The 22,885-nt window shown below is 73.3% G+C and carries 22 protein-coding genes; 2 read left to right on the top strand and 20 right to left on the bottom strand.

Going from position 1 to position 22,885, the window contains the following annotated elements:
* Positions 1-16 precede the first annotated feature (16 nt).
* From rfbA to fabG, 17 genes are read right to left on the bottom strand one after another with little or no spacing between them, the layout of a single operon-like run.
* Positions 17-895 (bottom strand): glucose-1-phosphate thymidylyltransferase RfbA, encoded by an 879-nt coding sequence (gene rfbA, locus ABFX55_RS02490; RefSeq protein ID WP_346117178.1) that lies wholly within the window; start codon positions 893-895, stop codon positions 17-19.
* Positions 896-921: 26 nt separating this feature from the next.
* Positions 922-2,073 carry an ABC transporter permease gene (locus ABFX55_RS02485; protein WP_346117176.1) on the bottom strand — a complete coding sequence of 384 codons (1,152 nt, stop codon included), beginning with the start codon at positions 2,071-2,073 and terminating at the stop codon, positions 922-924.
* On the bottom strand, positions 2,070-3,236 hold the full coding sequence (locus ABFX55_RS02480) for an ABC transporter permease (RefSeq protein ID WP_346117174.1): 1,167 nt from the start codon (positions 3,234-3,236) through the stop codon (positions 2,070-2,072). Before ABFX55_RS02480 ends, ABFX55_RS02485 begins: the two co-directional genes overlap by 4 nt.
* Before the next feature lie 14 nt (positions 3,237-3,250).
* Positions 3,251-4,189 carry an ABC transporter ATP-binding protein gene (locus ABFX55_RS02475; protein WP_346117173.1) on the bottom strand — a complete coding sequence of 313 codons (939 nt, stop codon included), beginning with the start codon at positions 4,187-4,189 and terminating at the stop codon, positions 3,251-3,253.
* On the bottom strand, positions 4,186-5,202 hold the full coding sequence (locus ABFX55_RS02470) for a right-handed parallel beta-helix repeat-containing protein (protein WP_346117171.1): 1,017 nt from the start codon (positions 5,200-5,202) through the stop codon (positions 4,186-4,188). The genes ABFX55_RS02475 and ABFX55_RS02470 overlap by 4 nt, the downstream gene beginning before the upstream one ends.
* The gene (locus ABFX55_RS02465; RefSeq protein WP_346117169.1) at positions 5,202-5,681 is read right to left on the bottom strand and encodes a 4'-phosphopantetheinyl transferase superfamily protein; all 480 of its coding nucleotides are present in this window, start codon (positions 5,679-5,681) and stop codon (positions 5,202-5,204) included. The genes ABFX55_RS02470 and ABFX55_RS02465 overlap by 1 nt, the downstream gene beginning before the upstream one ends.
* Positions 5,678-6,457, bottom strand: a complete 780-nt coding sequence (locus ABFX55_RS02460) for an alpha/beta fold hydrolase (RefSeq protein WP_346117167.1) — start codon at positions 6,455-6,457, stop codon at positions 5,678-5,680. Before ABFX55_RS02460 ends, ABFX55_RS02465 begins: the two co-directional genes overlap by 4 nt.
* A gap of 19 nt (positions 6,458-6,476) precedes the next feature.
* Positions 6,477-7,319: an ester cyclase gene (locus ABFX55_RS02455; protein WP_346117165.1), complete on the bottom strand. Its 843-nt coding sequence runs from the start codon at positions 7,317-7,319 to the stop codon at positions 6,477-6,479.
* Positions 7,319-8,713, bottom strand: coding sequence for an acyltransferase domain-containing protein (locus ABFX55_RS02450; RefSeq protein ID WP_346117163.1), 1,395 nt, complete (start codon positions 8,711-8,713; stop codon positions 7,319-7,321). The genes ABFX55_RS02455 and ABFX55_RS02450 overlap by 1 nt, the downstream gene beginning before the upstream one ends.
* 18 nt (positions 8,714-8,731) lie before the next feature.
* Positions 8,732-9,601, bottom strand: a complete 870-nt coding sequence (locus tag ABFX55_RS02445; RefSeq protein WP_346117161.1) for an alpha/beta fold hydrolase — start codon at positions 9,599-9,601, stop codon at positions 8,732-8,734.
* Positions 9,598-10,842 (bottom strand): FAD-dependent oxidoreductase, encoded by a 1,245-nt coding sequence (locus tag ABFX55_RS02440; RefSeq protein ID WP_346117159.1) that lies wholly within the window; start codon positions 10,840-10,842, stop codon positions 9,598-9,600. Before ABFX55_RS02440 ends, ABFX55_RS02445 begins: the two co-directional genes overlap by 4 nt.
* A complete protein-coding gene (locus ABFX55_RS02435) occupies positions 10,839-11,558 on the bottom strand; it encodes a nitroreductase family protein (protein ID WP_346118285.1) in 720 nt (239 codons plus the stop codon). Before ABFX55_RS02435 ends, ABFX55_RS02440 begins: the two co-directional genes overlap by 4 nt.
* Before the next feature lie 5 nt (positions 11,559-11,563).
* The gene (locus tag ABFX55_RS02430) at positions 11,564-13,840 is read right to left on the bottom strand and encodes a beta-ketoacyl synthase N-terminal-like domain-containing protein (RefSeq protein WP_346117157.1); all 2,277 of its coding nucleotides are present in this window, start codon (positions 13,838-13,840) and stop codon (positions 11,564-11,566) included.
* 31 nt (positions 13,841-13,871) lie between these two features.
* Complete coding sequence (locus tag ABFX55_RS02425) at positions 13,872-14,936, bottom strand: aminomethyl transferase family protein (RefSeq protein ID WP_346117155.1); 1,065 nt, start codon at positions 14,934-14,936, stop codon at positions 13,872-13,874.
* A gap of 3 nt (positions 14,937-14,939) precedes the next feature.
* Entirely contained in the window at positions 14,940-15,416 is a 477-nt protein-coding gene (gene fabZ, locus ABFX55_RS02420) for a 3-hydroxyacyl-ACP dehydratase FabZ (protein WP_346117153.1), read from the bottom strand.
* Positions 15,413-15,703: an acyl carrier protein gene (locus tag ABFX55_RS02415; RefSeq protein ID WP_183644419.1), complete on the bottom strand. Its 291-nt coding sequence runs from the start codon at positions 15,701-15,703 to the stop codon at positions 15,413-15,415. The genes fabZ and ABFX55_RS02415 overlap by 4 nt, the downstream gene beginning before the upstream one ends.
* 38 nt (positions 15,704-15,741) lie before the next feature.
* Entirely contained in the window at positions 15,742-16,494 is a 753-nt protein-coding gene (gene fabG / locus ABFX55_RS02410; protein ID WP_346117151.1) for a 3-oxoacyl-ACP reductase FabG, read from the bottom strand.
* A 137-nt stretch (positions 16,495-16,631) separates the two neighbouring features.
* Between fabG and ABFX55_RS02405 the strand changes: the two genes are divergently transcribed.
* Positions 16,632-18,371: an FAD-dependent oxidoreductase gene (locus ABFX55_RS02405; RefSeq protein WP_346117149.1), complete on the top strand. Its 1,740-nt coding sequence runs from the start codon at positions 16,632-16,634 to the stop codon at positions 18,369-18,371.
* 51 nt (positions 18,372-18,422) lie between these two features.
* Here ABFX55_RS02405 and ABFX55_RS02400 read toward each other — a convergent pair whose 3' ends face one another.
* A complete protein-coding gene (locus ABFX55_RS02400; protein WP_346117147.1) occupies positions 18,423-19,862 on the bottom strand; it encodes an AfsR/SARP family transcriptional regulator in 1,440 nt (479 codons plus the stop codon).
* Complete coding sequence (locus ABFX55_RS02395; RefSeq protein WP_346118283.1) at positions 19,862-21,022, bottom strand: macrolide family glycosyltransferase; 1,161 nt, start codon at positions 21,020-21,022, stop codon at positions 19,862-19,864. The genes ABFX55_RS02400 and ABFX55_RS02395 overlap by 1 nt, the downstream gene beginning before the upstream one ends.
* A 190-nt stretch (positions 21,023-21,212) precedes the next feature.
* On the opposite strand from ABFX55_RS02395, the gene ABFX55_RS02390 reads away from it, so the two are divergent.
* A complete protein-coding gene (locus tag ABFX55_RS02390; protein ID WP_346117145.1) occupies positions 21,213-22,313 on the top strand; it encodes a DegT/DnrJ/EryC1/StrS family aminotransferase in 1,101 nt (366 codons plus the stop codon).
* On the opposite strand, the gene ABFX55_RS02385 is transcribed toward ABFX55_RS02390, so the two are convergent.
* Positions 22,288-22,884, bottom strand: coding sequence for a dTDP-4-dehydrorhamnose 3,5-epimerase family protein (locus ABFX55_RS02385; protein WP_346117143.1), 597 nt, complete (start codon positions 22,882-22,884; stop codon positions 22,288-22,290). The two genes, ABFX55_RS02390 and ABFX55_RS02385, sit on opposite strands and share 26 nt — an antisense overlap.
* Position 22,885 lies beyond the last annotated feature (1 nt).

Below are 22,885 nucleotides of genomic sequence, written 5' to 3'. Positions count from 1 at the left end.
GATGGTCACTCCTTACTCACCTGTTCGCGAACCGCTCGGCCACTGAAATGACGTACTGGCCGTAGGCGGACGTGCCGAGTTCGACGCCGAGCCGGTGGCACGTCTCGGCGTCGATGTAGCCCATGCGCAGAGCGATCTCCTCCAGGCAGGCGATCCGCACGCCCTGCCGCTGCTCCATGAGCTGGACGTACTGGCCCGCCTGGAGCAGCGACTCGGGGGTTCCCGCGTCCAGCCAGGCGAAGCCGCGACCGAGGTCGACCAGCTTCGCCTTGCCCCGTTCGAGGTAGACGCGGTTGAGGTCGGTGATCTCCAGCTCGCCCCGTGCCGACGGGGTGAGGTTCTTGGCGATGTCGACCGCGTCGCCGTCGTACAGGTAGAGACCGACGATCGCGCGGTTGGAGCGGGGCGCCGCCGGCTTCTCCACGATGGACAGCAGCCGGCCGTCCGCGGCCGTCTCGCCGATGCCGTACCGGTGGGGGTCGCCGACCGGGTAGCCGAACAGCACGCAGCCGTCCAGGCTGCGGCACTCCTGACGGAGCAGTTCCTGGAAGGAGTGGCCGTGGAAGACGTTGTCGCCGAGGACGAGCGCGACCGGGTCGCCGCCGATGTGCCCGGCCCCGATCAGCAGGGCCTCTGCGATGCCGTTGGGCTCGGGCTGTTCGGCGTAGTCGAGGCGGAGCCCGAGGTGGGAGCCGTCGCCGAGCAGGCGGTGCAGTTGCGGCAGGTCCCGGGGCGTGGTGATGATCAGGATGTCTCTGATGCCGGCCAGCATGAGCACCGACAGCGGGAAGTACACCAGCGGCTTGTCGTTGACCGGCAGGAGTTGCTTGGAGACCGCCAGCGTGGTGGGCAGCAGGCGGGTGCCCCGCCCTCCGGCGAGCAGGATGCCCTTCATCGCGTTCCCTCCTTCCTGCCCGGCGCTCACGTGCGGGCCGGGGTACGGCGGCTGAACAGGACCAGGGAGGTGACCAGGAGCAGGGCGGCCATCCCTGCGAGCACGCCGAGCTGGGGCAGCACCGCGTCCAGGCCGGTGCCGGGCTCGGCGAGCGTCAGCAGCGCGTCCATCCCCCAGGCGTGCGGGAAGAGGTGGCCGATGGCGTTGAGCACCTCTCCCGAGGACTCGCGCGGCCACAGGCAGCCGCCGAGCATCCCGAGGACCACGCCGAGCGGCGGGCCGATCGCCGGAGCCTGGTCGGGCGAACGCAGCAGCGTGCCGACGAGGAGCGCGGCTCCTGTCGCGACGAGCGCGAACACGCCCACGACGGCCGCCACTCCGAGCGGGTCGCCCCACGAGACGCCGAACGCCAGCGCACTGACCACCACGATGAGCGCGGCCTGCGCGAGCGCGACGAACAGGCGGCTCAGCGCCTCGCCGAGCAGCACCGACCGGCGCCGCACTGGCGCGGTGAGCGCGCGCTGCAGCATGCCGAGCCGGCGACTCTCCACCAGGGCGGCCGCCACGGCCATCGAGTTGATGAAGGTGAACAGCAGCAGGTTGGCCGGGGCCGTGTACGCGAAGCCGCGCGGGTCGCCGCCGCCCGTGGCCGAGCCGGTCACGCCGACGCGGCCCGACTCGGCCTGCGCCCTGCGCACGTACCCGGCGGCCTGCTCGGGGGTGGCGCCCGCGGCCACGACGGCCCTGGTGGCCTCAAGGACGGCGGCGACCTTGGCGACCGCACTGTCGATGGCGCCGCGGGCGGCCAGGCCGCTGCCGTTGGTCTGGGTCACGACGAGGTCCAGGCGGCCGGCGCCGGGCGAGATGACCAGGCCGGCGGCCAGCGAGCCGGCCCGCACGCCGGACCGTACGTCCTCGGCCGCGTCCAAGGGCCGCACCTCCAGGTCGGGATGCTTGCGCAGCTCGGCGAGCAGGGCGGCGGTGACGGTGTCGGAGCCGGGGGCGACGACGCCGACGGGAAGCCGGGACGAGCCCGCGCCGCCGCCGAACGCCATGCCGACGAACAGGATGGACACGAACGGCATGACGACCATGAAGAACAGGCCGGTGCGGTCGCGGGTGTGCCTGCGCAGGTTGGCGGCCACCAGCGCGGCCACCGGCCTCGGGCGGAGGGTCACAGCAGCATCCCCTTCCTGAAGCCGAGGACGGCCAGGCCGCCCGCGCCGAGCGCGATCGCCAGCAGGACGCCGATCGGCCCCACGACGGCGGCCACGCCCGCGCCGGACCCGGCCAGCTCCGCCAGCGCCGTGGCGGTCCAGCCGTTCGGCGTCAGCAGCGCCACCGCCTGCAGCACGCCGGGCAGGCTGTGCAGCGGAACGAGGCTGCCGCCGAGGAACGCCATCACGAACGAGATGACCATGATCACCCCGTCGGCCTGGGCGTCGGTCTTGACCCTGGCGGCCACCAGCATGGTGATCGCGGCGGCGGCCAGCACGTGGGAGGTCAGCACGGCGAGCACCGCGAGCGGGTCGCCCCAGCTGGAGCCGAAGATCAGCGTGCCGGAGACCCAGGTGGCGCACACGCTGACCATGGCCAGCGCGAACCCGACCACGGCTTTGCCCGCGACCGGGACCCAGGCGGCAAGCGGCCCGGCCCGCATCCGGTCGAGGGTGCCGAGCTTGCGCTCGGTGAGCAGGCTCCTGAACGACGCGCCGACGACGAAGAAGGCGAACAGCGCCGCCATGCCGGAGCCGTAGTAGACCGCGAGGTCCACCTTGCCGCCGGCCAGCGGGTCGCCGGTGAGCGTGAGCGCGGGCCCTGCCGCGCCGTTGCGCTCCACCAGCTCCTTGACGCGCTCTCCTGGGACCCCGGCGAGCAGGGCGGCGCGCACCGCCAGCGTCCTGGCGTCCACGACCGCCGAGATGCGGTCCACGACGGCTCCCGCGACCACTCCGGCCAGCGGCGAGCGGGGCGAGGTCAGGACGGTGACGTCGCCGCCCTCCCCCGCGCCGACACTGCGGGTGAACCCGGCGGGGAAGACGATGGCCGCGCCGATCTCGCCGGCGTCGAGCGCCCGCCGCGCCTCCCCGCCGCTCGGCAGGTCGCGCAGCGTCACGCTGCCCTTCAGCTCCTCGGCCGCCGTCACCTCGCGCCGCACGCTGGCGGGGAACTCTCCGCCGTCCAGGTCCACGAAGCCGACCGTGGCGCGCAGCGGCGGGTCGTCGCCGCCCAGGGCCAGCCCGAACAGCGTGGCCAGGGTCACCGGCACGACGAGCGCGATGACGATCGCGGTGCCGTCGCGCAGGCGGGTGCGCAGTTCGAGTGCGCTCACCGTGAGCATGGCTCGCCACATGATCAGTCCCGCAGGGTGGTGCCGGTGAGGTGCAGGAAGGTCGCCTCCAGGTCGGGTTCGATGACCTGGGTGGCCGTCACGGTGGCGTGCCCCTCCACGGCGGTGATGAGCGACGGCAGCAGGTACCTGCCGCCGTCAGCCATCAGGCGGACGGACGCGGCCCCTGTCCTGACGGCCTCGGCCACGCCCTCGACGGCGCGCAGCTTGGCGCAGGCGGCCTCGACGTCGCCGTCGAGCACCAGCTCGACGGTGTCGGCGCCGCCGACCAGGGAGACCAGTTCGCGGCGGGTGCCGTCGGCGACGATGCGGCCGTGGTCGATGATCGCCACCCGGTCGCAGACCCGCTCGACCTCCTCCATGTAGTGGGAGGTGTACAGCAGCGCCATGCCGTCACCGACCAGGCGTTCCAGGCCTTCGAGGATGGCCTTGCGGCTCTGCGGGTCCACGCCCACGGTGGGCTCGTCGAGGATGAGCACCTCGGGGCGGTGCAGCAGGGCGGCCCCGATGTTGATGCGCCGCTTCATGCCGCCCGAGTAGGTGCCGAGCTTGGTGTCGGCCCGGTCGGCGAGGCCGATCAGGTCGAGCACCTCGGCGATGCGCGTGGCCAGGGCGCGGCGGGGCAGGCCGAAGAGCCTGCCGAAGAAGCGCAGGTTCTCCCGGCCGGTCAGCTCCGGGTAGAGGGCGATCTCCTGCGGCACGTAGCCGATCCTGGACTTGGCGCGCAGCGGCTCGCCGGCCAGGTCGACGCCGCCGACCAGCACGGTGCCCGTGTCCGGCCGCAGCAGACCCACCAGCATGGAGATCGTGGTGGTCTTGCCCGCGCCGTTGGGGCCGAGCAGGCCGTACGCCTGGCCGGGGGCGATGGAGAAGCCGACGTCGTGCACGGCGACCAGGTCGCCGTAGCGCTTGCCGAGTCCCCTGCAGGACAGGGCGGCCGTCATCGCCGCCACCCCTGCACGTCCTGCGGGTCGCCCTTGGCGGCGGTGTTGGCGGCGAACACCTGCCGGGCGGGGTCGGCGCCGAGCTGGTAGTCCAGCGGGGTGTTGCCGGTGACCCGGTTCCACAGCACGTGGCAGTCGAGGACGTCGTCGCCGCCGAAGTCCTTGGAGGAGCCCATGACGAACCCGGCGCCCATCACCGACTCGCCGCCGGGATGGTTGTCGTGGATGTGGTTGTCCACGACGGCGACCCGGTGCGTGCCGATCAGGGCGAGGCCGACGCCCGAGATCGGCGGGCCTGCCGCGCCCAGGCCGTCCTGCTCGGCGCCCGCGGCCAGCACGTTGCCGTACAGGTCGTTGCCGGCCACCAGGCAGTCTCGTACGCCGCCCTCGGGCTCGCCCTCGTACACCTGGTTGAGCAGCAGGATGCCGATCGCGTTGCCGTGGCAGGCGTTGCCCAGCACCCTGGCCTCGGAGGAGTTGTCCACGAAGACGCCGAAGGCGTTGGCGGAGCACTCGTTGGCGGCGATCTCCGCGCCGGAGCGCGGGCAGAAGCTCAGGGCGACGCCGCCGTACTGGCTGCCCGAGGCTCGGCAGCGCACGACCCGGCAACCGGTGGACTCGCGCAGGTAGATCCCCCAGACGGCGTTGTCGCGCACCTCCACCTCGTGCACGGTCACGCCGGCGGCCGAGTGGGCGTAGACGCCGGCGCCGGAGAAGCCCCGCACCGTCAGCGCCTCCACGCGCACGGCGCCCGCGAGCTCGCCGTGCACGGTCAGGCCGCTGACCACGTCCTCGGCGGCGTCGTGCAGCCGGGGGACGTCGGGCGGCCCGCCGCCGCCCGGCACCAGCACCGTGCGCCCCGCCCCTGCGCCGCTCAGCGTCACGCCGGGATGCCTGATCCACACACTCTGCGCGTACGTCCCCTCCTCCAGCAGGATCCTGGCGCCGGGTCCGCTCTCGTCCAGCGCCCGCTGGATCGACTCCCCCGGTAAGACCGTTCTCGTCACGGACATCAGCGTTCCTTCCCCTGCGCAGCCGGCGCTCCGGCGTAGACGATCGCCAGCGACACGAGCACTCCGCCGCCCTCGCCCCAGCGGGCGGCGGCCTCGACCGTTCCCCGCGCGCCGGGACTCAGCCGCAGCAGCGCCGCGCCGGCGCTGGCGCCGCGGACCGCGTACGCCGTCCCGCCGGTCAGCGGCAGCCCGGTGGAGGCGGTCAGCTCGTCGGCGGCCTCGTCCAGCAGCGGCATGGTCCACGCGGCAGGGGGCGTGGCCACGGCCTCGAAGTCGTGCCAGGTGAAGCCGGGCGGCCGGCCCCCGACCGCCTTGATGAGGCTCTCCTTGACCGAGAAGGCGACGCGCCCCGCTCCCGTGCGCCGCTCGGCCGCGGTGGCGACGTGGCGGGCGAGGAGCTCCCCGCCCCGGTCCGCGGCCCTGGCCAGCCGGCCGGACTCCACGATGTCCACGCCCACGAGGACGGCGGGCGGGCTCACGCGAGAGCTCCCGCGCATCGGGCGACGAACGGCTCCAGCGCCGCGGTGTACTCCTCGGCGCACTCCACCATCGGGATGTGGCCGCTCTCCTCGACCAGGAGCGTCTCGTGTCCGTCCCGCCCTGCGAGGGCCTCCAGCCAGGGGGCCACCGGCGTCATCCGGTCGTGCCGTCCCCATACGTACAGGGCGGGGCAGGCCACCTTGTCCAGGGCGGGGCCGACGCGGTAGGCGCGGGTGGCCTTGAGGCTGCGGGCCATGGACACCATCGAGTCGGGGCGGCTGATCAGCTCGCCCGCCTCCGCCATGCGCTCGGCGGAGAAGTGGCAGCCGCGGTGGAAGAGCGCCGCCACCATGCGGCGGCCGAAGTCGTCGCCGGAGGGCCGCACACTGCCCCGCCGGTCGAAGCTCAGCCCGACGTCCGGGTCGGCGGTGAGGCCGGGCGCGCCGCTCACCACGATGCCACGGACCCGGTCGGGGCGGCGGCCCGCCAGGTCGATGGCGACCAGGCCGCCGAGCGAGTTGGCGCAGACGACGATCTCGCCCAGGCCGGCGGCGTCGCAGGCGCTCAGCAGCGCGTCGCCGAGCCGCTCGATGGAGCCTGCCACCTGGCGGTCCATCGCGCAGATCGCCTCGTTCGTGCGCAGCACGGCACGGCCGGCCCGCGCCAGGCTGTGGTAGGGGTGGTCCCAGATCCAGCCGCCGGCGAACAGCGCGGACATGAACACCACAGCCGGCGCTCCGTCACCGGGCCGGTGCTCGGTGGTGAATTCCCTCATCAAGGCTCCAGTCACTCGGTCACAGCGTCGAGGCGTCGTCGGGGGTCCATCCGCAGCCGCAGGCCGAGCCCGCCGCCACGACCTGCGCGCAGCCGGGGCAGCGGGCGTAGTCGCGCACGGTGGCGGGATACCAGACGCTGGTGTGGACGCGGGTGCACAGCCCGCCCTTGAAGAAGCGGCGCATGGCCCGCTGGTGCGGCCGGGCGTGGACCGCGCGCAGCGACTCGGGCCTGTCGAAGGCGCTGAGCGTGAACTTGCGCCCGCCGACGTCGAACGTGGTCACGCCGAGGAAGCCGCGCGAGGCGCGCAGCGACTTGACGATCTCCACGCTGAGCAGGTCCACGTCGGCGGATTCGGCGTCGTCGCGGATCTCCAGCCAGGTCAGGACGAGCGCGCCGGGGCGCTCGGTGCGGCCGGTAGCGGCTCTGGCGCTCACGCCGAACTCGCGGGTCCCGTCGGCGGCGGGCACGAACCGCGCCGTGTACCCGAGCGCCTCGGCGACCGCGAGCCGGTCGAACACGCGTTGGACGTGCACGCCGCCGGCGCCGGCGGTCACCAGGTCGAGCCCGGACACGGTGACGGCGCCGCCGGCCGCGGGCATGCCCAGGTACGCCTCGCGGTGATCGGCCGTGAGCCGCCAGGACACGGCGGCGGCGTCCCCGTCCCCTGTGACGCGGTCCACCTCGAAGCTCAGGTTCCTGAAGCGGGCCAGCGTGGCGGCGGCGTGCGCGGCCAGCGCCTCGCCGGCCAGCGGGCCTGGGCAGTCGGGGTCGGCATAGGTGCCGGCGGTGGCCGCGACCGCCGCGGCGTCGCCGGCCTGCCACGCCTCCAGGTGCGCCTCGGCCGTCTTCCTGGCGTCCATCAGCCGCCCCCGTCTTCCGGCAACCGCCGCGTACGCACCGCCAGGGCCATCGCCCGGACATCGGTGTGGCTGATCGACACCCGGATCCACCCGGCACCGCCGTCGGGCGCCGCGGGCCCTGCGGGGCAGGACGGGAGCGCCGCCAGGTCGCCGTGCAGGCGTACGGCGGGCGGGTGCCCGTCGAGGCAGGCGCTGCTCGCCCGGCAGGCCGTGGTGGGGAGCGGCAGGATCTCGACCTGGCCGAGGCGTTCGGGGGTCGGCGGCAGGCCGAGCAGGCGCAGGACGGCGCGCTTGGCGGCCAGCCGTCCCGCCCAGTGCTGCAGCGTGCGCCCGCCCGCCGACCTGAGGCGCTCGGCGCGCGTGTAGACGACCTCCAGCGGCATGTCGCCGACGAGCTCGCGGGGGCTGGTGAGCCCCGCGTGGCCGACGATCGCGCTGCCCCACCGTTTCACGCCGCCACCGCCTTCGCCAGCCGTCTGAGGGTCGCGGGGTCGGTCATGCTCAGGCAGCGGACGCCGGTGCGGCGGGCCAGCCCGGTGAGTACCTTGCTGTCGCCCACCTCGACGACGGACACCGGCGCGAGCGTCGTCGTCTCCTGCATGCCGGCCGACGGGGTGGGCGCGATCGCCTCCATGGTGCGGGTCCAGCGGACGCGGCCCGTGAGCTGGACGACCAGTGCGCGGCGCAGGACGGCGAGGTCTGTGGTGGGCTCGCCGGTGACGTTGGGGACGACGGGAACGCGGGGCTCGCGCATGGGGGGCCGCCTCGACCGCCGCCGCCCAGGCGCGTTCGGCGCCGGCCATCAGCGGCGAGTGGAAGGCGTTGCCCACCCGCAAGGGAACGATCTTGTCGGCGTCGGCGGCGAGCTCCGCGAGCCGGTCGAGCGCGGGAGGCGAGCCCGACACCACCACGTGCCCGGGCGCGTTCTCCAGTCCCACCACGACTGGCTCCCCGGGCGCGGACGCGGCCTCGGCGAGCTGCTCGACCCGCTCCACCGGCAGGCCCATCACCGCCCGCATACCGCCGCGGACGGCCACGCCGGCCATGAGCCTGGCGCGCAGCTCCACCAGCCGGACCGTGCCGGCCAGGTCCAGCACGCCGGCCGCGTGCAACGCGCTCAGCTCGCCCACGCTGTGCCCGGCCACGACGGCGGGCTCGTACCCCTCCTCGCCGAGGACGGCCAGCGCCGCCAGGTTGCAGGCCGTGACCGCGATCTGGGCGTGCTCGGTGGCGACCAGCCGGTCGAGCGGCCCCCTGGCGCACAGCGGCGAGATCGGCCGGGTGAGCATCGCGTCGACCTGGTCGAGGCGTCGCCTGGCCGCCGGGCTGCGGCGCAGCCATGCGCCCATGCCGACGCGGACCGTTCCCTGTCCGGGGAAGAGATAGCCCAGCATGTCGTCTCCCTTCGCCGACTAGAGCCGGCGCCTGGGGCGCCGCTCCTGGTGCGCGGGCCGTTCCGTGCCGAGGAAGCCGAGCAGCAGCTTGTTGACCTCGTCGGGGGCGTCCAGAGGGAGCCAGTGGCCGGCGTCCTCGATCCGCTCGTAGCGCCACGGGCCCTTGACGTACTTGCCGGAGGCGGCCATGCCCTCCTCCAGGAGCGCCTTGTCGCCCGCGCCCCAGATGCCGAGCGTCGGCGCGTATACCGGCGGGAACGGCCGGGCAGGGCGCAGCTCGGCCTCGGGCGAGCGGTTGGCCCTGTACCAGTTGAGCCCGGCGGTGAGCGCGCCGGGTCTGGCCAGGTCGCGCAGGTAGCGGTCGTGGTCGCCTTCGCGGCCCATGATCTCCTTGAACAGCCGCCAGCCGTTGCGCCGCAGCAGTTCCTCGCTCACTCCGGGGAACTGGTAGAAGAGCATGTACCAGGAGGCAGCCCGCTGCTCCAGCGAGGGCGTGGCGAAGACGCCGGGGTGGCCGACCGACATGACCACCAGGTGGTCGAGCCTGCGCGGCATCAGGAACGCGTACATCCAGGCGATCGCCGCCCCCCAGTCGTGGCCGACCAGATGCGGGCGTTTGATGCCGAGGTGGAGGGTGAGGGCCACGACGTCGTTGACGATGGTCTGCATGCCGTAGGCGGCGGCCTCCTGCGGCTTGCCGGAGTCGCCGAAGCCGCGCAGGTCGGGCGCGATGACCCGGAAACCGCCCTCGACGAGCGCCGGGATCTGATGACGCCACAGGTAGGAGGAGTCGGGGAAGCCGTGCAGCAGGATCACGGGGTCGCCCTCGCCCTCGTCCACGTAGGCGAGTTCCACGTCGTTGACGCGTACGGTTTGCTTCTCGGTCATGCCGTCTCCCTGAACAGCCGCTCAGCGAAGAACTCGCTGAAGCCGAACTCCGGTACGTCCTCCGGGGCGACCATGTTGAGCAGCCCGGTCACCTGCGCAGCGAAGTTGCGCGCCATGAGCTTGCGGACCCGGCGCCTGCGCTCGACGGCGGCGGGCCCGAACTCCACGTGCAGCCTGCTGATGATGGAGGCGCCGAAGTCCAGGCGCTCCAGGCGGAAGTCACGCTCCTCCACGTACGGCGCGAACGCCGCGGGCGACCAGTCGGAGGAGGCCAGCAGGATGTCGCAGACCGTGCGGGAGTCGCGCATGGCGCAGGACAGGCCGGTGCCGAGCACAGTGTCGGCGTTGCCCGCCTCGTCGCCGATCAGCACGACGCCCTCGGTCAGCGGCGGCCCCTCGGGGACGCTGGACACCGACGGCCACACCGACAGCGGGCCCGCGGGCGTCGCCTCGGTCACCGCCTTGCCCCGGTCCGGCAGGCACTCCAGCTCGAACGCGGCCATGAACCGCTCGACGCCGCCAGGTCCCCTGTAGCGGTGCTTGTTGGCGGTGGGGAAGTTGAGGTAGAGGCGGGCCCTGCCGTAGCCCTGGGGGAAGACCATGAACATGACGTCGCCCTCGGTGCCCATGGCCTGCACGTCGGGCGGCCAGCCGGCCATGTCCTCGACCATCATGCCGCCGCCCCAGTGGTGCATGGAGTTGCGCATGGTGATGCCGACCTGGCGGCCGACCGTGCAACCGCGGCCGGTGGCGCCGAGCACGAGGCGGGGCCGCAGCTCGAACGCGCCCTCGGGGGTCCGGTAGGTGACGGCGGGCCGCTCGCCGGGAACGACGACGATCTTGGAGGCGTTCATCACCAGGCGGGCGCCCGAGGCGGCGGCCTGCTCCGCCATCAGCGCGCACACGGCGTGGTGCGGGAAGGACATGGGGCCGCCGACGCCGGGGATGAACCTGGTCATGTCCACCGCCTCGACCTCGTCGTCCGTGACGGCTTCGTCCCAGGTCATCCACTCGCGGATCTCCCAGGCGCCGCCGGCCGAGAAACAGTCGTAGACGCCCAGGCGCTGCGCCTCCCTGATCCCCCATGGCGCGAGCCACTCGCCGCGGACCAGGTCCTGGTAGGTGTCCTGCTTCTCCAGCAGCACCACGGAAAGCCCGCCGGCGGTCAGCTTGCAGGCGGCGGACGCGCCGGCGATGCCGCCGCCGACGATGACGACGTCGGGCGGCTCGGGTCGGGTCACTGCCCCCACCTCTCCCAGTAGGTGCGTTCCTTGGCTCGGTAGCGGTCGGCCGGGCGGAAGCCGGTGCCCAGCGTGTAGGCGACGGGGATCATGCAGACCTGCGTGACCCCTGTGGGTATGCCGAGCAGGCGCCCGGTCTCGCGTTCGTGCGGCACGTGCAGGCACGTGATCGTGCTGCCGAGCCCCCTGCTGCGCAGGGCGAGCTGGAAGGACCAGATGGCGGGGAAGATGGAGCCGTAGAAGATGCTGGCCCGCGTCTCGCCGTGCTGGACGAGGTGGCCGGGGTCGTCGGCGATCTTGTCCGCCATCCGCGCGCGCCAGCGGGCGTTGATGGCGGCGATGTCCGGCGGCCGGCCCAGCACGCAGGGGATGACCAGCACCGGCACCGCCGCGATCGTCTCGGTGAGCGCCTGCGCTGAGTCGTAGTTGCGGCGGGCCTGCGCGTCGTTGCGCCGCCGGCCCGCGTTGGTCCACATGTCGTTGCGGTGGAAGGCCCAGGACGAGCGGATCATCTCGGCGAGCTTCTCCTTGACGCCCGCCTCGGTGATCACCAGCCAGCGCCAGTTCTGGTGGTTGTTGGCGGTGGGCGCCTGGACGGCGACCTCCAGTGCCTGCTCCACGATCTCCCGGGGCACGGGCCTGTCCAGGTCCAGCCTGCGGCGCACCGACCGGGTGGTGGTCAGCAGCCGGTCGGTCTCGGCCACGTCGAAGGGCATCTGGCTCACACCGCCTCCAGCAGGACGGCGCCGCGGACCGAGTCGTGCGCCGCGGTCAGCGCCAGCGCGCTCGCCATCGGCCCCGCGAGTTCGGGGCGGGTCACGTACGAGCCCCTGTCGCCTGCGAGCGGCGCGGTGAGCCCGGTCAGTGCGGGGGCGAGGCCGTCGCGGACGGCGAGCGCGGCCAGCGCGATGTTCATCGCGCCGGTGGCCGCCTGACAGTCGCCGGTCAGCGCCGCCGAGGCGGTGAGCAGCGCGCCCGGCATGCGGGCCAGGACCGCCGCCGCCTCCTCGCCGTCGCGGGGCAGCCCGGTGGCCGCGCCGACCACCAGGCCGGGCGCCGCTCCGGGCAGTGCGAGGCTGCGCGCCACCGGCTCGGCTCCCTCTCCTGCCGCGTGCCTGGTGCCTGCCACACGGGCGTACGGCCTGCCGCCGCGCGCCGCGCAGTGGTCGGCGGACTCCACCACGAAGGCCACGGCCCCCGATCCGGTCACCGGCTCCAGCGCCTCCGCCCCGTACGGCACCGGCCCGTCGTCCTCGAACGGCGCGGAAGCGCCGCCGGGGGCGGGCCGGGCGGGCGTCTCGTCGGCGGCGACGACCAGGACCACCTCGGCCTTGCCCGCGTCGATCATCTCCAGCGCGCAGTCCAGGGCGATGGACGCCGACGCCGCGCCGTTACAGAGGGTCGTGGTGGGGCCGCGCAGCCCGAGCGTCTGGCAGACCGCGCCGCCGGTGGCGTTCAGCACGACGTTGGAGAAGCTCAGCACGGCCGGCTTGTTCGGGTTGAGCGCGATGCTGTCGTCGAAGCCGCCGGTGCTCTCGGCCGATCCTGCCCCTGTGGCGAAGACCAGCGCGACGTCGTCCAGCGCTTTGCGCGGCAGCTTGAGCTCGGCGTCCTCCCAGGCCAGGCGGGAAGCCGCGATCGCCAGGCGGGACAGGCGGTTCATGTGCCGCCACAGCGACCGCGGCGCGAACGTCCGGCCTTCGAGCGACGGGGCCTGCCCTGCCGCGCGGCGGCCGGCTGCGATCGCCGCGGCCGTCTCGGCGATGCCGGTGCCTGCGCCGGTGACCGGCCCCAGCCCGCTGATCACCGCCTCCCTGCGGGGCGCGGGCTCGTACGGAACCGGGTCCCTGGGCCTGGCCAGCACGAGCGAGACGTTGTTGCCGCCGAAGGCGTAGTTGTTGGAGACCACGGTGTCGATGGGCATCGCCCTGGCCTGGTTCGGCACGTAGTCCAGGTCGGCCTGCGCGCCGTCGTCGAAGCCGATCGTGGGCGGCGCCACGCCGTGGCGCAGGGCCAGCACGCTGGCCACGGCCTCGACCGCACCGGCGGCGCCGAGGGTGTGGCCGACGAAGGACTTGATGCTGCTGGTGGGTACCCGGGCGGCCCGCTCGCCGAAGACCAGGCGCATGACCTTGGCCTCCATGGCGTCGTTGGCCGGGGTGCCGGTGCCGTGCCCGCTGACGTAGTGGACGTCGCCGGGCGTGAGCCCGGCTTCGGCCAGTGCGCGGCGCACGGCGCTGGCCCCGCCGCGCCCGGTGGGGTCGGGGGCGGTGGCGTGGTAGGCGTCGGCGGACAGCCCGTAGCCGGCGACCTCCGCCAGCGGCGTAACCCCTCTGGCGAGCGCCAGGTCCAGCGGCTCCAGCAGCAGGAACGCGGCGCCCTCGCCGAGGTTGAGCCCGTCGGAGCGGCTGTAGGGCCGGCACGGGCCGGTGCTCAGTGCCTGCAGCCCGGCGAAGCCCGCGTAGGTGCCGAACAGCAGCGGGTCGACGCCGCCTGCCAGGACCGCGTCGGCCTCCCCGGTGAGGATCTTGTCCCTGGCCAGGCCGACCGCGTTGCCACCGGCGGCGCAGGCGGTCGAGACGAGGATCCGCGGCCCGCGCAGGCCGAGCCGCTCCGCGACCACGTCGGCGGTGTGGTGCATGGGCTGGTAGCGCCCAGCGGGCCCGGGGGTCGCCTGGCACTTGCCGAGGATGATGCCGAACCGGTCGGGGGCGGGCGCCGCCCGTGCCGGCCCCGCCTGCTCGACCGCCTGGCGGGCGGCGACGAGCGCGAGCCGCGCGGTACGGTCCCCTGCCTGCTCGCCGGCGGGCAGCTGGGCGTCGATCCACTCGTCGGGCACCTGACCCGCGTGCCTGGCCGTGAACACGGCGAACGCCTCGTCCTCGATCGGGGCGAGCCCGCCCCTGGCCGTGGTGAGCCGCGTCCAGAACTCCGCGGGGTCCCTGCCGGCCGCGCAGATGATGCCCAGGCCGGTGACGACGACGGGCCGCAGCGCCATGCTCTGCCTCCTTCTCAGCGTGACCTGCCGATCAGATGATCGGGATGCTCCAGCTCTTGGGCACGATGTACGGGCTGGTCAGCGTGGTGACGCCGACGCCGCCGACGGTGAGGCCGAGGCCTGCCGCCGCCAGTTCGGGGTCCACGCGGGCCAGGCCGAGGGTGGCGCCGAGGCCGGCGCTGTGCACGGCGTAGACGACCTCGCCCACATCCTGGCCGCCGGCGAGCACGCGGGTGCCAGGCGCCGGGACGCCTTCGCAGCCGGTGAACCCGACCGTGCGCCGCCCGCCTCCGGTCTCGAAGGCCTCCAGCACGGCGGCGCGGCCGACGAAGTCGTCCTTGGTGATGTCGACCAGCCAGTTGGCGCCGATCTCGATCACCGAGGCGCCCGGGGTGGCCTCGTGGCGCGGGATCGGCTGGCGCACCTCCAGCATCGCCAGCTCCAGCGCCTCCTGCCCTGCGGCCTGCGCGTGCTCCAGCGCGCCCGCCCACAGGCCGGGCGCGGCCTCCCGCGGGACGATCATCTGGTAGCCGTACTCGCCGGTGTAGCCGGTCCTGGCGAAGACGATGTCCACGCCGTTCCAGGTGGTGTCCACCACGGACTCGAACGGCAGCGAGGCGAGTTCGCCGTCGATCAGCCGGCCGACCACGCCCCACGCGTACGGGCCCTCCAGTCCGATGACCGTCAGGTCCGCGGAGCGGTCGGCGATCTCGGCGCCCTCCTCGGCGTGCGCCAGCAGATGGTCCAGCAGGCGGGCGCCGGCGCCGCAGGAGCTCTCCAGGAGCAGCCCCTCCTCCCGGCCGAAGGCGATGACCTGGTCCACGACCTGGCCGGACTCGTCGAGGACGAGGCTCATCATGCAGCGGTCGGAGGTGAGGTACTCCACGTCGCGGGCCAGCACCCGCTGGGCGAAGTCCACGGCGGCGGGGCCGGTGATCTCGATGAGCCGGTGCCCGCCGAGGTCGAGCACGGCCGCGCGCTCCCTGAGCACCTGGTACTCCTGCGAGAAGGAGGAGAAGCGCAGCGGGACGGTGGCGTCGCCCACGTCGCCGTAGACGGTGTCCTCCGGATGCCGGGACGCGAGGACGCTAGCCATGGTTCACACCTTTCGCACAGAACGTTGGGTCGCCGGATCGGCGATCGTGAGGTTTCCTTCGGCGGCGACCTGGCCGTCCACCCGGGCCGAGACCCGGTACTCGGCGAACCCTGAGCCGCCACCGGTCTGCTCGGCCGTCAGCACGAGCTGGTCGCCGGGCACGACCGGGCGGCGGAAGCGCATCGACCTGACGCCCGCCAGGTAGCTGATCTCGCTGGCGCCCGCCAGGGCGAAGACCACGCCGGCGAGCTGGGCCATGGCCTCGACGACGACGACCCCGGGCAGCACCGCCTGGCCGGGGAAGTGTCCCTGGAACCACAGCTCGGTGCCGGTGACGTTCTTGGTCGCCGTTCCCTTGACGCCGGGCACCACCTTGACGACCCTGTCGAGCAGCAGCATCGGCCAGCGGTGCGGCAGGACGGCGCGGACCTGGTCGTGGGTCAGCCCGGAGACGGGCGGCGCCTGCTGTGCCACCGTCATGCCGGCGCCCTCAGCGTGGGGTCGACCTCGTCCGCCAGTCGCGACACCGAGCCGAACACCGCCATGTCGCTGTCGTAGAGCGCGACGCCGAACTCGGCCTCGATGGCGACGTAGAGCTCCAGCACGTCGAGGCTGTCCAGTTCGAGGCCGCGGCCGAACAGCGGCTGGTCGTCGGTGATCCAGCCGGGCTCGATCTCCAGGTCGAGCCTCGACACGATCATCTTCTTGATCTGGCTGCAGGTCTGCTGCCGCTGGGCGGCCTTCGCCCGCAGTTCGTCGATGGTCATGGGTTCTCCTTGTGCGCCAGGCTGATGGTCGGGGCCGGTCACTGGAGGCCACCGCCGTGCGCGACGACCACCGAGCCGGACATGTACGAGGCCTTGTCCGAGGCGAGGAAGCTGACGATGGAGGCGATCTCCTCCGGCCGGCCCATCCGGCCCAGCCGGATGCGCGACTCGTAGCGCTTCTTGATGTCGGCAGGCACCTTGCGGGTCATGTCGGTGGCGACGAAGCCGGGGGCGACCACGTTGGCCCGCACCCCGTGCGGGGCCGCCTCGTTCGACAGCGCGTGGGTGAAGGCGATGATCGCGCCCTTGGACGCCACGTAGTTGGTCTGGCCGGGAAAGCCGCCGTCGAGCCCGCTGGAGGAGGAGATGGTCACGATCGACCCGCTCCGCTGGTGCTGCATCAACTTCAGCGCCTCCCTGCAGGCGAGGAAGGTGCCGACGAGGTTGGTGTCCACGGGAGCGCGGAACTGCTCCAGGCTCATCGCGATGAGGTAGCGGTCCCTGGTGACGCCGGCGCTGGTCACCAGCACGTCGAGCCGCCCGTGGTCGGCCCGCACGGTGCGGAAGAGGCGCTTGACCGCGTCCTCGTCGGTGACGTCGGCCTGCACGGCGCTCGCGCTGCCGCCCTCCTGCGCGATCTGGTCGGCCACTTCCTTGGCGTCGCGCTCGGACTGGGCGTAGTTGACGATGACGTGGGCGCCCTCCCGGGCCAGGTCGAGCGCGACGGCCCGGCCGATCCCGCGGGACCCGCCCGTCACCACGGCCACGGAGCCGGGGGCAAAGAGCATCATCTCTCCAGGAATTCGATAATCACCGCATCGATCAATCTGGATCTTTACGCATAAGCTACTAAGCCGCGATATCACGCCTGCATCACCCAGATATCCCGGCATTGACCTGAATATTCGCGATATATGACTCTTGGCCCATGAATGAGCTCGATGTAGAAGTTCTGGTCGTCGGAGGCGGGCCTGTCGGGCTCTGCGCCGCCATTGAGCTCGCCCGTCACGGAATATCGGTGCTGCTGGTGGAAAGGCGTGCGGACACGTCGATTTTCCCGAAGGCGCGCCTGATCACCACCAGGACGATGGAGCTGCTGCGCGGCTGGGGCATCCAGGAGGAGGTGGAGCGCGCCGGCATGCCCCGGGAGGAGTACCTCGCGGTGGGGGTCGGCAGCTCCCTGACCGCCGGCGACTTCGTCAGGTCCGCCGCGGAGCTGGACCGGGACGCACCGCAGAGCCCCACCTACACCTTCCTGTGCGCGCAGGACCGCCTGGAGGTGATCCTCCGGCGACTGACCGAGTCCCGGCCTGAGGCGGAGGTGTGGTTCGGCGCCACCATGACCGGCATGCGCGCCACCGCCGGCGGCGTGACGGCGACCGTGAACCGCGCGGACGGCGAGACGCTGGTGCGCTGCCGCTACCTGGTGGCCGCCGACGGCAGCCGCAGCGGCGTGCGCGAGGGCCTCGGCATCGCGGCCGAGGGTCCGCCGCCGCTCGGCCACATGATCAGCATCATGTTCGAAGCGGACCTCGGCTTCCTGCCCCCCGACCGGCGGGCCGCGCTGTCCTTCCTGCGCGACCCGCCCTGTGCCGTGGAGGCGGTCGACCACGAGCGGCGCTGGATGGTGCAGACCGGCTACGAGCCCGAGCTCGGCGGCAGCCCTGCGGACTTCACCGAGGAGGCGTGCCTGGCGGCCGTGCGCGCCGCCGTGGGTGTGCCCGGCCTGCCCGTCACCATCCTCGGCGTGATGCCGTGGCTGCAGCAGGCCATGGTGGCCGCCGCCTTCAGGGCCGGGCCGGTCTTCCTGGCGGGCGACGCCGCGCACGTGGCGACGCCGCAGGGCGGGTTCGGCATGAACTGCGGCATCCAGGACGCGCACAACCTGGCCTGGAAGCTGGCCGCCGTGCTGCGCGGCACGGCGGGTGAGGAGCTGCTGGACACGTACGAGGCGGAACGCCGGCCCATCGCCGCCCGCACGGTGGACGAGAGCCTGAACAACGCGCTGATCACCTTCGACATGATGGAGGGCAGGCTGTCCATGCGGGAGGCGATCGAGCGGCAGGCAGGGCGGCGCAGCTGCGAGGGTCTGGTGCTGGGGTTCGGCTACGACTCCCGCGCCGTGCTGTCCGACGGCACCGCGCCCCCCGCGCCCGCCGACCCGTACCGGACGTACGTCCCCACCGCCCGGCCAGGGCATCGGGCCCCGCACGTGTGGCTCCATGGCCAGGACGGACGTGTCTCCACACTGGACCTGCTCGGCCCGCGCTTCACGCTGCTCGCTCCCGCCGGCGCCGGCTGGCCGGGACCGGCCGCGGAGGCGGCCCGCCGCACCGGTGTCTCGCTCACCACCGTGGAGATCGCCGCCGAGGAGATCGCCGCCGAGGTGACCGCCGCTGTGGAGGTCACCGCCGAGGAGGTCACCGCCGACGACCTGCCCACGTCCGAGGAGTCCTCCCCGCACGTCCCCGGGGGCCCGTTCACCGCCGCGGGCCGCTGTCCCTCCGGCCCGTTCGTCTCGCCCACCTGGGCCAAGGAGTACGGGCTCGGACCTGAGGGCGCCGTCCTCATCCGTCCTGACGGTCACGTCGCCTGGCGCTCCCCGGACGGCCCCGCCTCGGCGCGGGCGCTCACGAAGGCCATCGAACTGGTCCTGTCCAGGCGCTGACACGGCGGAGCCGGGATGCGGGCCGCCCGGCCAGGAACGCCCGCGGCGGTGTCAGGCGGCTGGCTGCCCCGCGCGGGAGCGCAGGCGGGCGGCGCCGAGCCGCAGCGACAGCGGGTTGCCGCGTGAGGTGACCACGAGGTCGGCCACCGCCTGGGGGCCGAGCGCCCCGCCGACCAGCAGGTCCGCCAGGTGCCTGGCCGCGTCGTCGGCCAGGGGCTGCAGGAACGCCCTGTTGGCCCCCTGCCGGGCCACCAGGTCGTCGAGCGGGTTGGCGCTGGTGACGATGACGCGGCAGTCCGGCCCGCCCGGCAGCAGCGGTAGCACCTGGTCGCTGTCCTCAGCGCCGTCCAGCACGACCAGTAGCCGGGTGCGCGCCGTGCAACTCCTGTAGAGGGCGAGCTTCTCGGCGGGGTCGGCCGGTATCTCCTCCTGCACACCGAGCGCGCGCAGGAAGCGGTCCATCACCGGCGCGGGCCCGGTGGCGCTCATGTCGGCGTAGAGCTGCCCGTCGGGGAACCGGTCCGCCTGGCGGTGCGCCCAGTGCACCGCCAGCGTGGTCTTGCCGACGCCCGCCGCCCCGCACAGCACCATGGCGCCCGGCGCCCTGGCCGAGCCCAGGATGGTGTCGAGCGTGGCCAGCTCCCTGTCGCGGCCCACGAAAGGCAGGACCTGCGGCGGAAGCTGGGAGGGCACGGGCCTGCCGGTGGCGGGACGTGGGGCGGGCGGGCGCATGAGGGCCGACTCGTCCCGCAGGATCTGCTCGTGCAGCCGCCGCAGGGCAGGGCCTGGTTCGAGGCCGATCTGCTCCAGAAGGTAGCGGCGGGTCTCCTGGTAGGTCCGCAGCGCGTCGGCGCGGCGGCCCGCTCGGTACTGCGCCAGCATGAGCTGCGCCCGCACCCGCTCCCTGAAGGGCGACTCGGCCACGAGGGCGAGCAGCTCGGGGATCACCTGGTGGTGGCGGCCGAGCTCGATCTCCAGCTCCAGGCAGGTCTCCAGGGCCTCGAGCCGTGACTCGGCCATCCGCGCCGCGTCGAAGCGCAGCCCGCGGATGTCCTCGAACGGCTGGCCGCGCCAGAGCGCGAGCGCGTCGCGCAGCAGGAGGACGGCCTCCTCCCGCTCGCCGGCGGCGGCATGGCCGCGCGAGCGCGCCACCAGTTCCCTGAACCGGAGCCAGTCGATGCTGGCAGGGGAGGCGCGCAGCAGGTAGCCGGGGCTGGAGGTCTCGATCAGGCCCGCGCCGAGCGTGCGGCGCAGCCGTGACACGCAGATGGCCACCTGCCGCCAGGCGCTCCGGGGCGCCGAGCCCGCCCACACCGCTTCGACCAGCCGTTCCACGCTCATCACCCGGTTGGCGTTGAGCAGCAGGCTGGCCAGGATGACCAGCTCCCTGTTGGCGCTCATGGCCAGCTCGGCACCGTCCTTGACCACGGTGAGCGGGCCCAGCACCTGGAACTCGAAGGCGGGCGCCCGCCCGGGCGCGACCCGCTCCATCAGGCGGCCAGACGGCGTTCGAGCACGTCGGCTGCGCGGGCGGTGCCGCCCGCCGACTCGATCTCCCGCCGCATCTCGCCCGCGGCCCGCCGCACGCGCTCGTCGGAGGCGACGGCGAGCACCGCCTCCACCAGGCGATCGGGGGTGAGCCCCGCGGGGTCGAGCGCCCGGCCGAGTGCGAGCTCCTCGATGCGGCGGGCGTTGAGCCTGTCGATGGCGGTGGCGGGGAGCACGACCGCGGGACAGCCCCAGTAGAGCGCCTCCATGGCGGTGCCCATGCCACCGTGGGTGACCGCCACCGACGCGTGGCGCAGCACGCTCAGGTGCGACACCCACCGGCGGGCCTCGACGGTGGGCGGCAGCGGACCGAGGTCGGCAGGGTCCATGCCGTCGCCCAGCGTCACCACGGCCCGCCAGGGCAGCTCGGCGAAGGCCTGCACGCAGGTGCGGACCAGATCAGGGCGGCTGGTGAGCACGGTGCCGAAGGACAGCAGCGCGATCGGCAGCCCGTCTCCCGGCGGCTCCCATCCGGTGAGGAAGCGGCGCTCCCCCAGGCAGGGCCCGACGAAGGCGAACCGCTCGTCGAAGGTGTCCCCGGCGAACTGGAAGGCACGCGGCAGGGCGACCAGGTTGGAGTCCTGCACCTCCCACCAGAGCTCGGCGGGGTCGGCGCTCACGCCGTGGGCCTCGGCCAGCTCCCGGGTCCTGGCGAGCATGCCGTCCACCCAGCCCGGCAGCTCGGGGGACTCGCCGCCCTCCTCGGCATAGACGGCGGCGAGGAAGGAGAAGTGGGCGTTGGCGGCGAAGACCGGGATGAGCTGCGTGGCGGGCAGCCCCCACTTCCTGGCCAGGATGCGCCCAGCGTGCAGGACGGAGACGTCGTAGACGATCACGTCCGGCCGGTGCTCGGGGCCGGCCGCGGCGAGCATCGCCGCGCTCTCGTCGAGGAAGAGCGAGAGCAGGCCGAGCGGATCGTCCTCCAGCTTCCGCAGGTCCACGTGCTGGTAGATCGAGTCGTACGGGAGCACGGTGGCGCCGGCTCCCGTCACCAGCCCGGCCATCGCGGGCGAGGTGAGGTAGGTGACCTGATTTCCCCGGCGGACCAGTTCAGCGACCACGGCGAGACTGGGAATGACGTGACCGTGGTCGGGCTGGCACATGAAAAGAAAACGCCCCGTCATGTGGAGCCTCCCGGCAATTTTTTCGCATTACGTGCGGTGCCCAATCTAGGGACGGCGGCGAGAAACGGTCACCCCTACCGTGCCCCTCATATTCGCCTCCCCCTTTAGGGGTTCCCCCGCTCCCGCTCGGGGTGTTTATCCTGGGGCCGCCGGAGCCCGAGGAGGACGAATGGCCACGCGCGTATGGGATTATCTGCCCGAATACGAATCCGAACGAGCCGACATCCTGGACGCCGTCGAGACCGTGTTCCGCTCCGGACGGCTCGTCCTGGGCGAGAGCGTCCGCTCCTTCGAGGAGGAGTTCGCCGCTTATCACGGCGTGCGCCACTGCGTCGGCGTCGACAACGGAACCAACGCCGTCAAGCTGGGCCTGCAGGCGCTGGGCGTCGGCCAGGGCGACGAGGTGATCACGGTGTCCAACACGGCCGCGCCGACGGTGGTGGCCATCGACGCCGTGGGCGCCACCCCGGTCTTCACCGACATACGCGCGGACACGTACCTGATGGACGTGGAGCGGGTGGAGGCGGCGATCACGCCGCGCACCCGCTGCCTGCTGCCGGTCCACCTGTACGGGCAGTGCGTGGACATGGCGCCGCTGGAGCGGCTGGCCGCAGCGCACGGGCTGGTGATCCTGGAGGACTGCGCGCAGGCCCACGGCGCCCGCCACCACGGCAGGACGGCCGGCTCGATGGGCCACGCCGCCGCCTTCTCCTTCTACCCGACGAAGGTGCTGGGGGCATACGGCGACGGGGGCGCGACGATCACTTCCGACGGGGACGTGGAGCGCGCGCTGCGGCGGCTGCGCTATTACGGGATGGAACAGACGTACTACGTGGTCCAGACACCCGGCCACAACGCGCGGCTGGACGAGGTGCAGGCGGAGATCCTGCGCCGCAAGCTGAGCAGGCTCGACCGCTACATCGCCGGCCGCAGGGCGGTGGCCGCCCGCTACGCCGAGGGCCTGGCCGGCACCGACCTGGTGCTGCCGGCGACCGCCACGGGCAACGAGCACGTCTACTACCTGTACGTCGTGCGCCACCCGCGCCGGGACGAGATCATCCAGGCGCTGCAGGCCTTCGACATCCATCTCAACGTCAGCTATCCGTGGCCGGTGCACACCATGTCGGGCTTCGCCCATCTGGGCTACGCGCCGGGCAGCCTGCCGGTGACCGAGGCGCTGGCCGGGGAGATCTTCTCCCTGCCGATGTACCCGTCGCTGCCGGTGGAGTCACAGGAGCGGATCATCACCGCGCTGCTGAAGGTGCTGTAGCGGGCGCGTAGCTCGGGAGCAGCCCGCGCGCCGCCGCCTCGGCCAGGGTGGGCGCGGCGGCGTCGCGCTCCGACAGCGCCGGCGGCCTCCCGCCCGGCAGCGGCAGCCCGAGGTCCTCGTCGAGGACCGACAGGGTGAGGTCGTCCTGCTTGCGGTACTCGGCGGACAGCAGGTAACACATCACGGTGTCGTCCTCGAGCGCGGCGAACGCGTGGCCTGCGCCCGGCGGGAGGTAGACCGCGCGGCCGTTGCCTGCCGTCAGCTCCACAGCCTCCCAGCGGCCGAACGTCGGCGAGCCCACCCGCAGGTCGACGACCATGTCGAGGGCCCGGCCTCCCGCGCAGAAGACGTACTTGGCGGTGCCGGGCGGGACCAGGGTGTAGTGCACGCCGCGCACCACCCCGCGCCGGGAGACGTTCCGGCTGGCCTGCGCGACGGGGAAGAGCGGGCGGCCCACCGCGGCGGCGAACACGCTCTCCTGGTAGGGCGAGGCGAAGCTGCCGCGCCGGTCGGGGTGGACCTCGGGGTCGAACACGAAGGCGCCGGCCACGGCCAGCTCGCGGTGTTCCACC

It is taken from the genome of Nonomuraea roseola (assembly GCF_039535395.1).
Taxonomy (GTDB): Bacteria; Actinomycetota; Actinomycetes; order Streptosporangiales; family Streptosporangiaceae; genus Nonomuraea; species Nonomuraea roseola.
This window is presented reverse-complemented; position numbering and strand designations above follow the sequence as displayed.

What these genes read in the sequence shown, in the direction of transcription:
- rfbA (WP_346117178.1), bottom strand. Translation starts at nt 895, where the DNA reads ATGAAGGGCATCCTGCTCGCCGGAGGGCGGGGCACCCGCCTGCTGCCC.
- ABFX55_RS02480 (WP_346117174.1), bottom strand. Translation starts at nt 3,236, where the DNA reads ATGCTCACGGTGAGCGCACTCGAACTGCGCACCCGCCTGCGCGACGGC.
- ABFX55_RS02475 (WP_346117173.1), bottom strand. Translation starts at nt 4,189, where the DNA reads ATGACGGCCGCCCTGTCCTGCAGGGGACTCGGCAAGCGCTACGGCGAC.
- ABFX55_RS02470 (WP_346117171.1), bottom strand. Translation starts at nt 5,202, where the DNA reads ATGTCCGTGACGAGAACGGTCTTACCGGGGGAGTCGATCCAGCGGGCG.
- ABFX55_RS02460 (WP_346117167.1), bottom strand. Translation starts at nt 6,457, where the DNA reads ATGAGGGAATTCACCACCGAGCACCGGCCCGGTGACGGAGCGCCGGCT.
- ABFX55_RS02455 (WP_346117165.1), bottom strand. Translation starts at nt 7,319, where the DNA reads ATGGACGCCAGGAAGACGGCCGAGGCGCACCTGGAGGCGTGGCAGGCC.
- ABFX55_RS02450 (WP_346117163.1), bottom strand. Translation starts at nt 8,713, where the DNA reads ATGCTGGGCTATCTCTTCCCCGGACAGGGAACGGTCCGCGTCGGCATG.
- ABFX55_RS02445 (WP_346117161.1), bottom strand. Translation starts at nt 9,601, where the DNA reads ATGACCGAGAAGCAAACCGTACGCGTCAACGACGTGGAACTCGCCTAC.
- ABFX55_RS02435 (WP_346118285.1), bottom strand. Translation starts at nt 11,558, where the DNA reads ATGCCCTTCGACGTGGCCGAGACCGACCGGCTGCTGACCACCACCCGG.
- ABFX55_RS02430 (WP_346117157.1), bottom strand. Translation starts at nt 13,840, where the DNA reads ATGGCGCTGCGGCCCGTCGTCGTCACCGGCCTGGGCATCATCTGCGCG.
- ABFX55_RS02425 (WP_346117155.1), bottom strand. Translation starts at nt 14,936, where the DNA reads ATGGCTAGCGTCCTCGCGTCCCGGCATCCGGAGGACACCGTCTACGGC.
- fabZ (WP_346117153.1), bottom strand. Translation starts at nt 15,416, where the DNA reads ATGACGGTGGCACAGCAGGCGCCGCCCGTCTCCGGGCTGACCCACGAC.
- ABFX55_RS02415 (WP_183644419.1), bottom strand. Translation starts at nt 15,703, where the DNA reads ATGACCATCGACGAACTGCGGGCGAAGGCCGCCCAGCGGCAGCAGACC.
- fabG (WP_346117151.1), bottom strand. Translation starts at nt 16,494, where the DNA reads ATGATGCTCTTTGCCCCCGGCTCCGTGGCCGTGGTGACGGGCGGGTCC.
- ABFX55_RS02405 (WP_346117149.1), top strand. Translation starts at nt 16,632, where the DNA reads ATGAATGAGCTCGATGTAGAAGTTCTGGTCGTCGGAGGCGGGCCTGTC.
- ABFX55_RS02400 (WP_346117147.1), bottom strand. Translation starts at nt 19,862, where the DNA reads ATGGAGCGGGTCGCGCCCGGGCGGGCGCCCGCCTTCGAGTTCCAGGTG.
- ABFX55_RS02395 (WP_346118283.1), bottom strand. Translation starts at nt 21,022, where the DNA reads ATGTGCCAGCCCGACCACGGTCACGTCATTCCCAGTCTCGCCGTGGTC.
- ABFX55_RS02390 (WP_346117145.1), top strand. Translation starts at nt 21,213, where the DNA reads ATGGCCACGCGCGTATGGGATTATCTGCCCGAATACGAATCCGAACGA.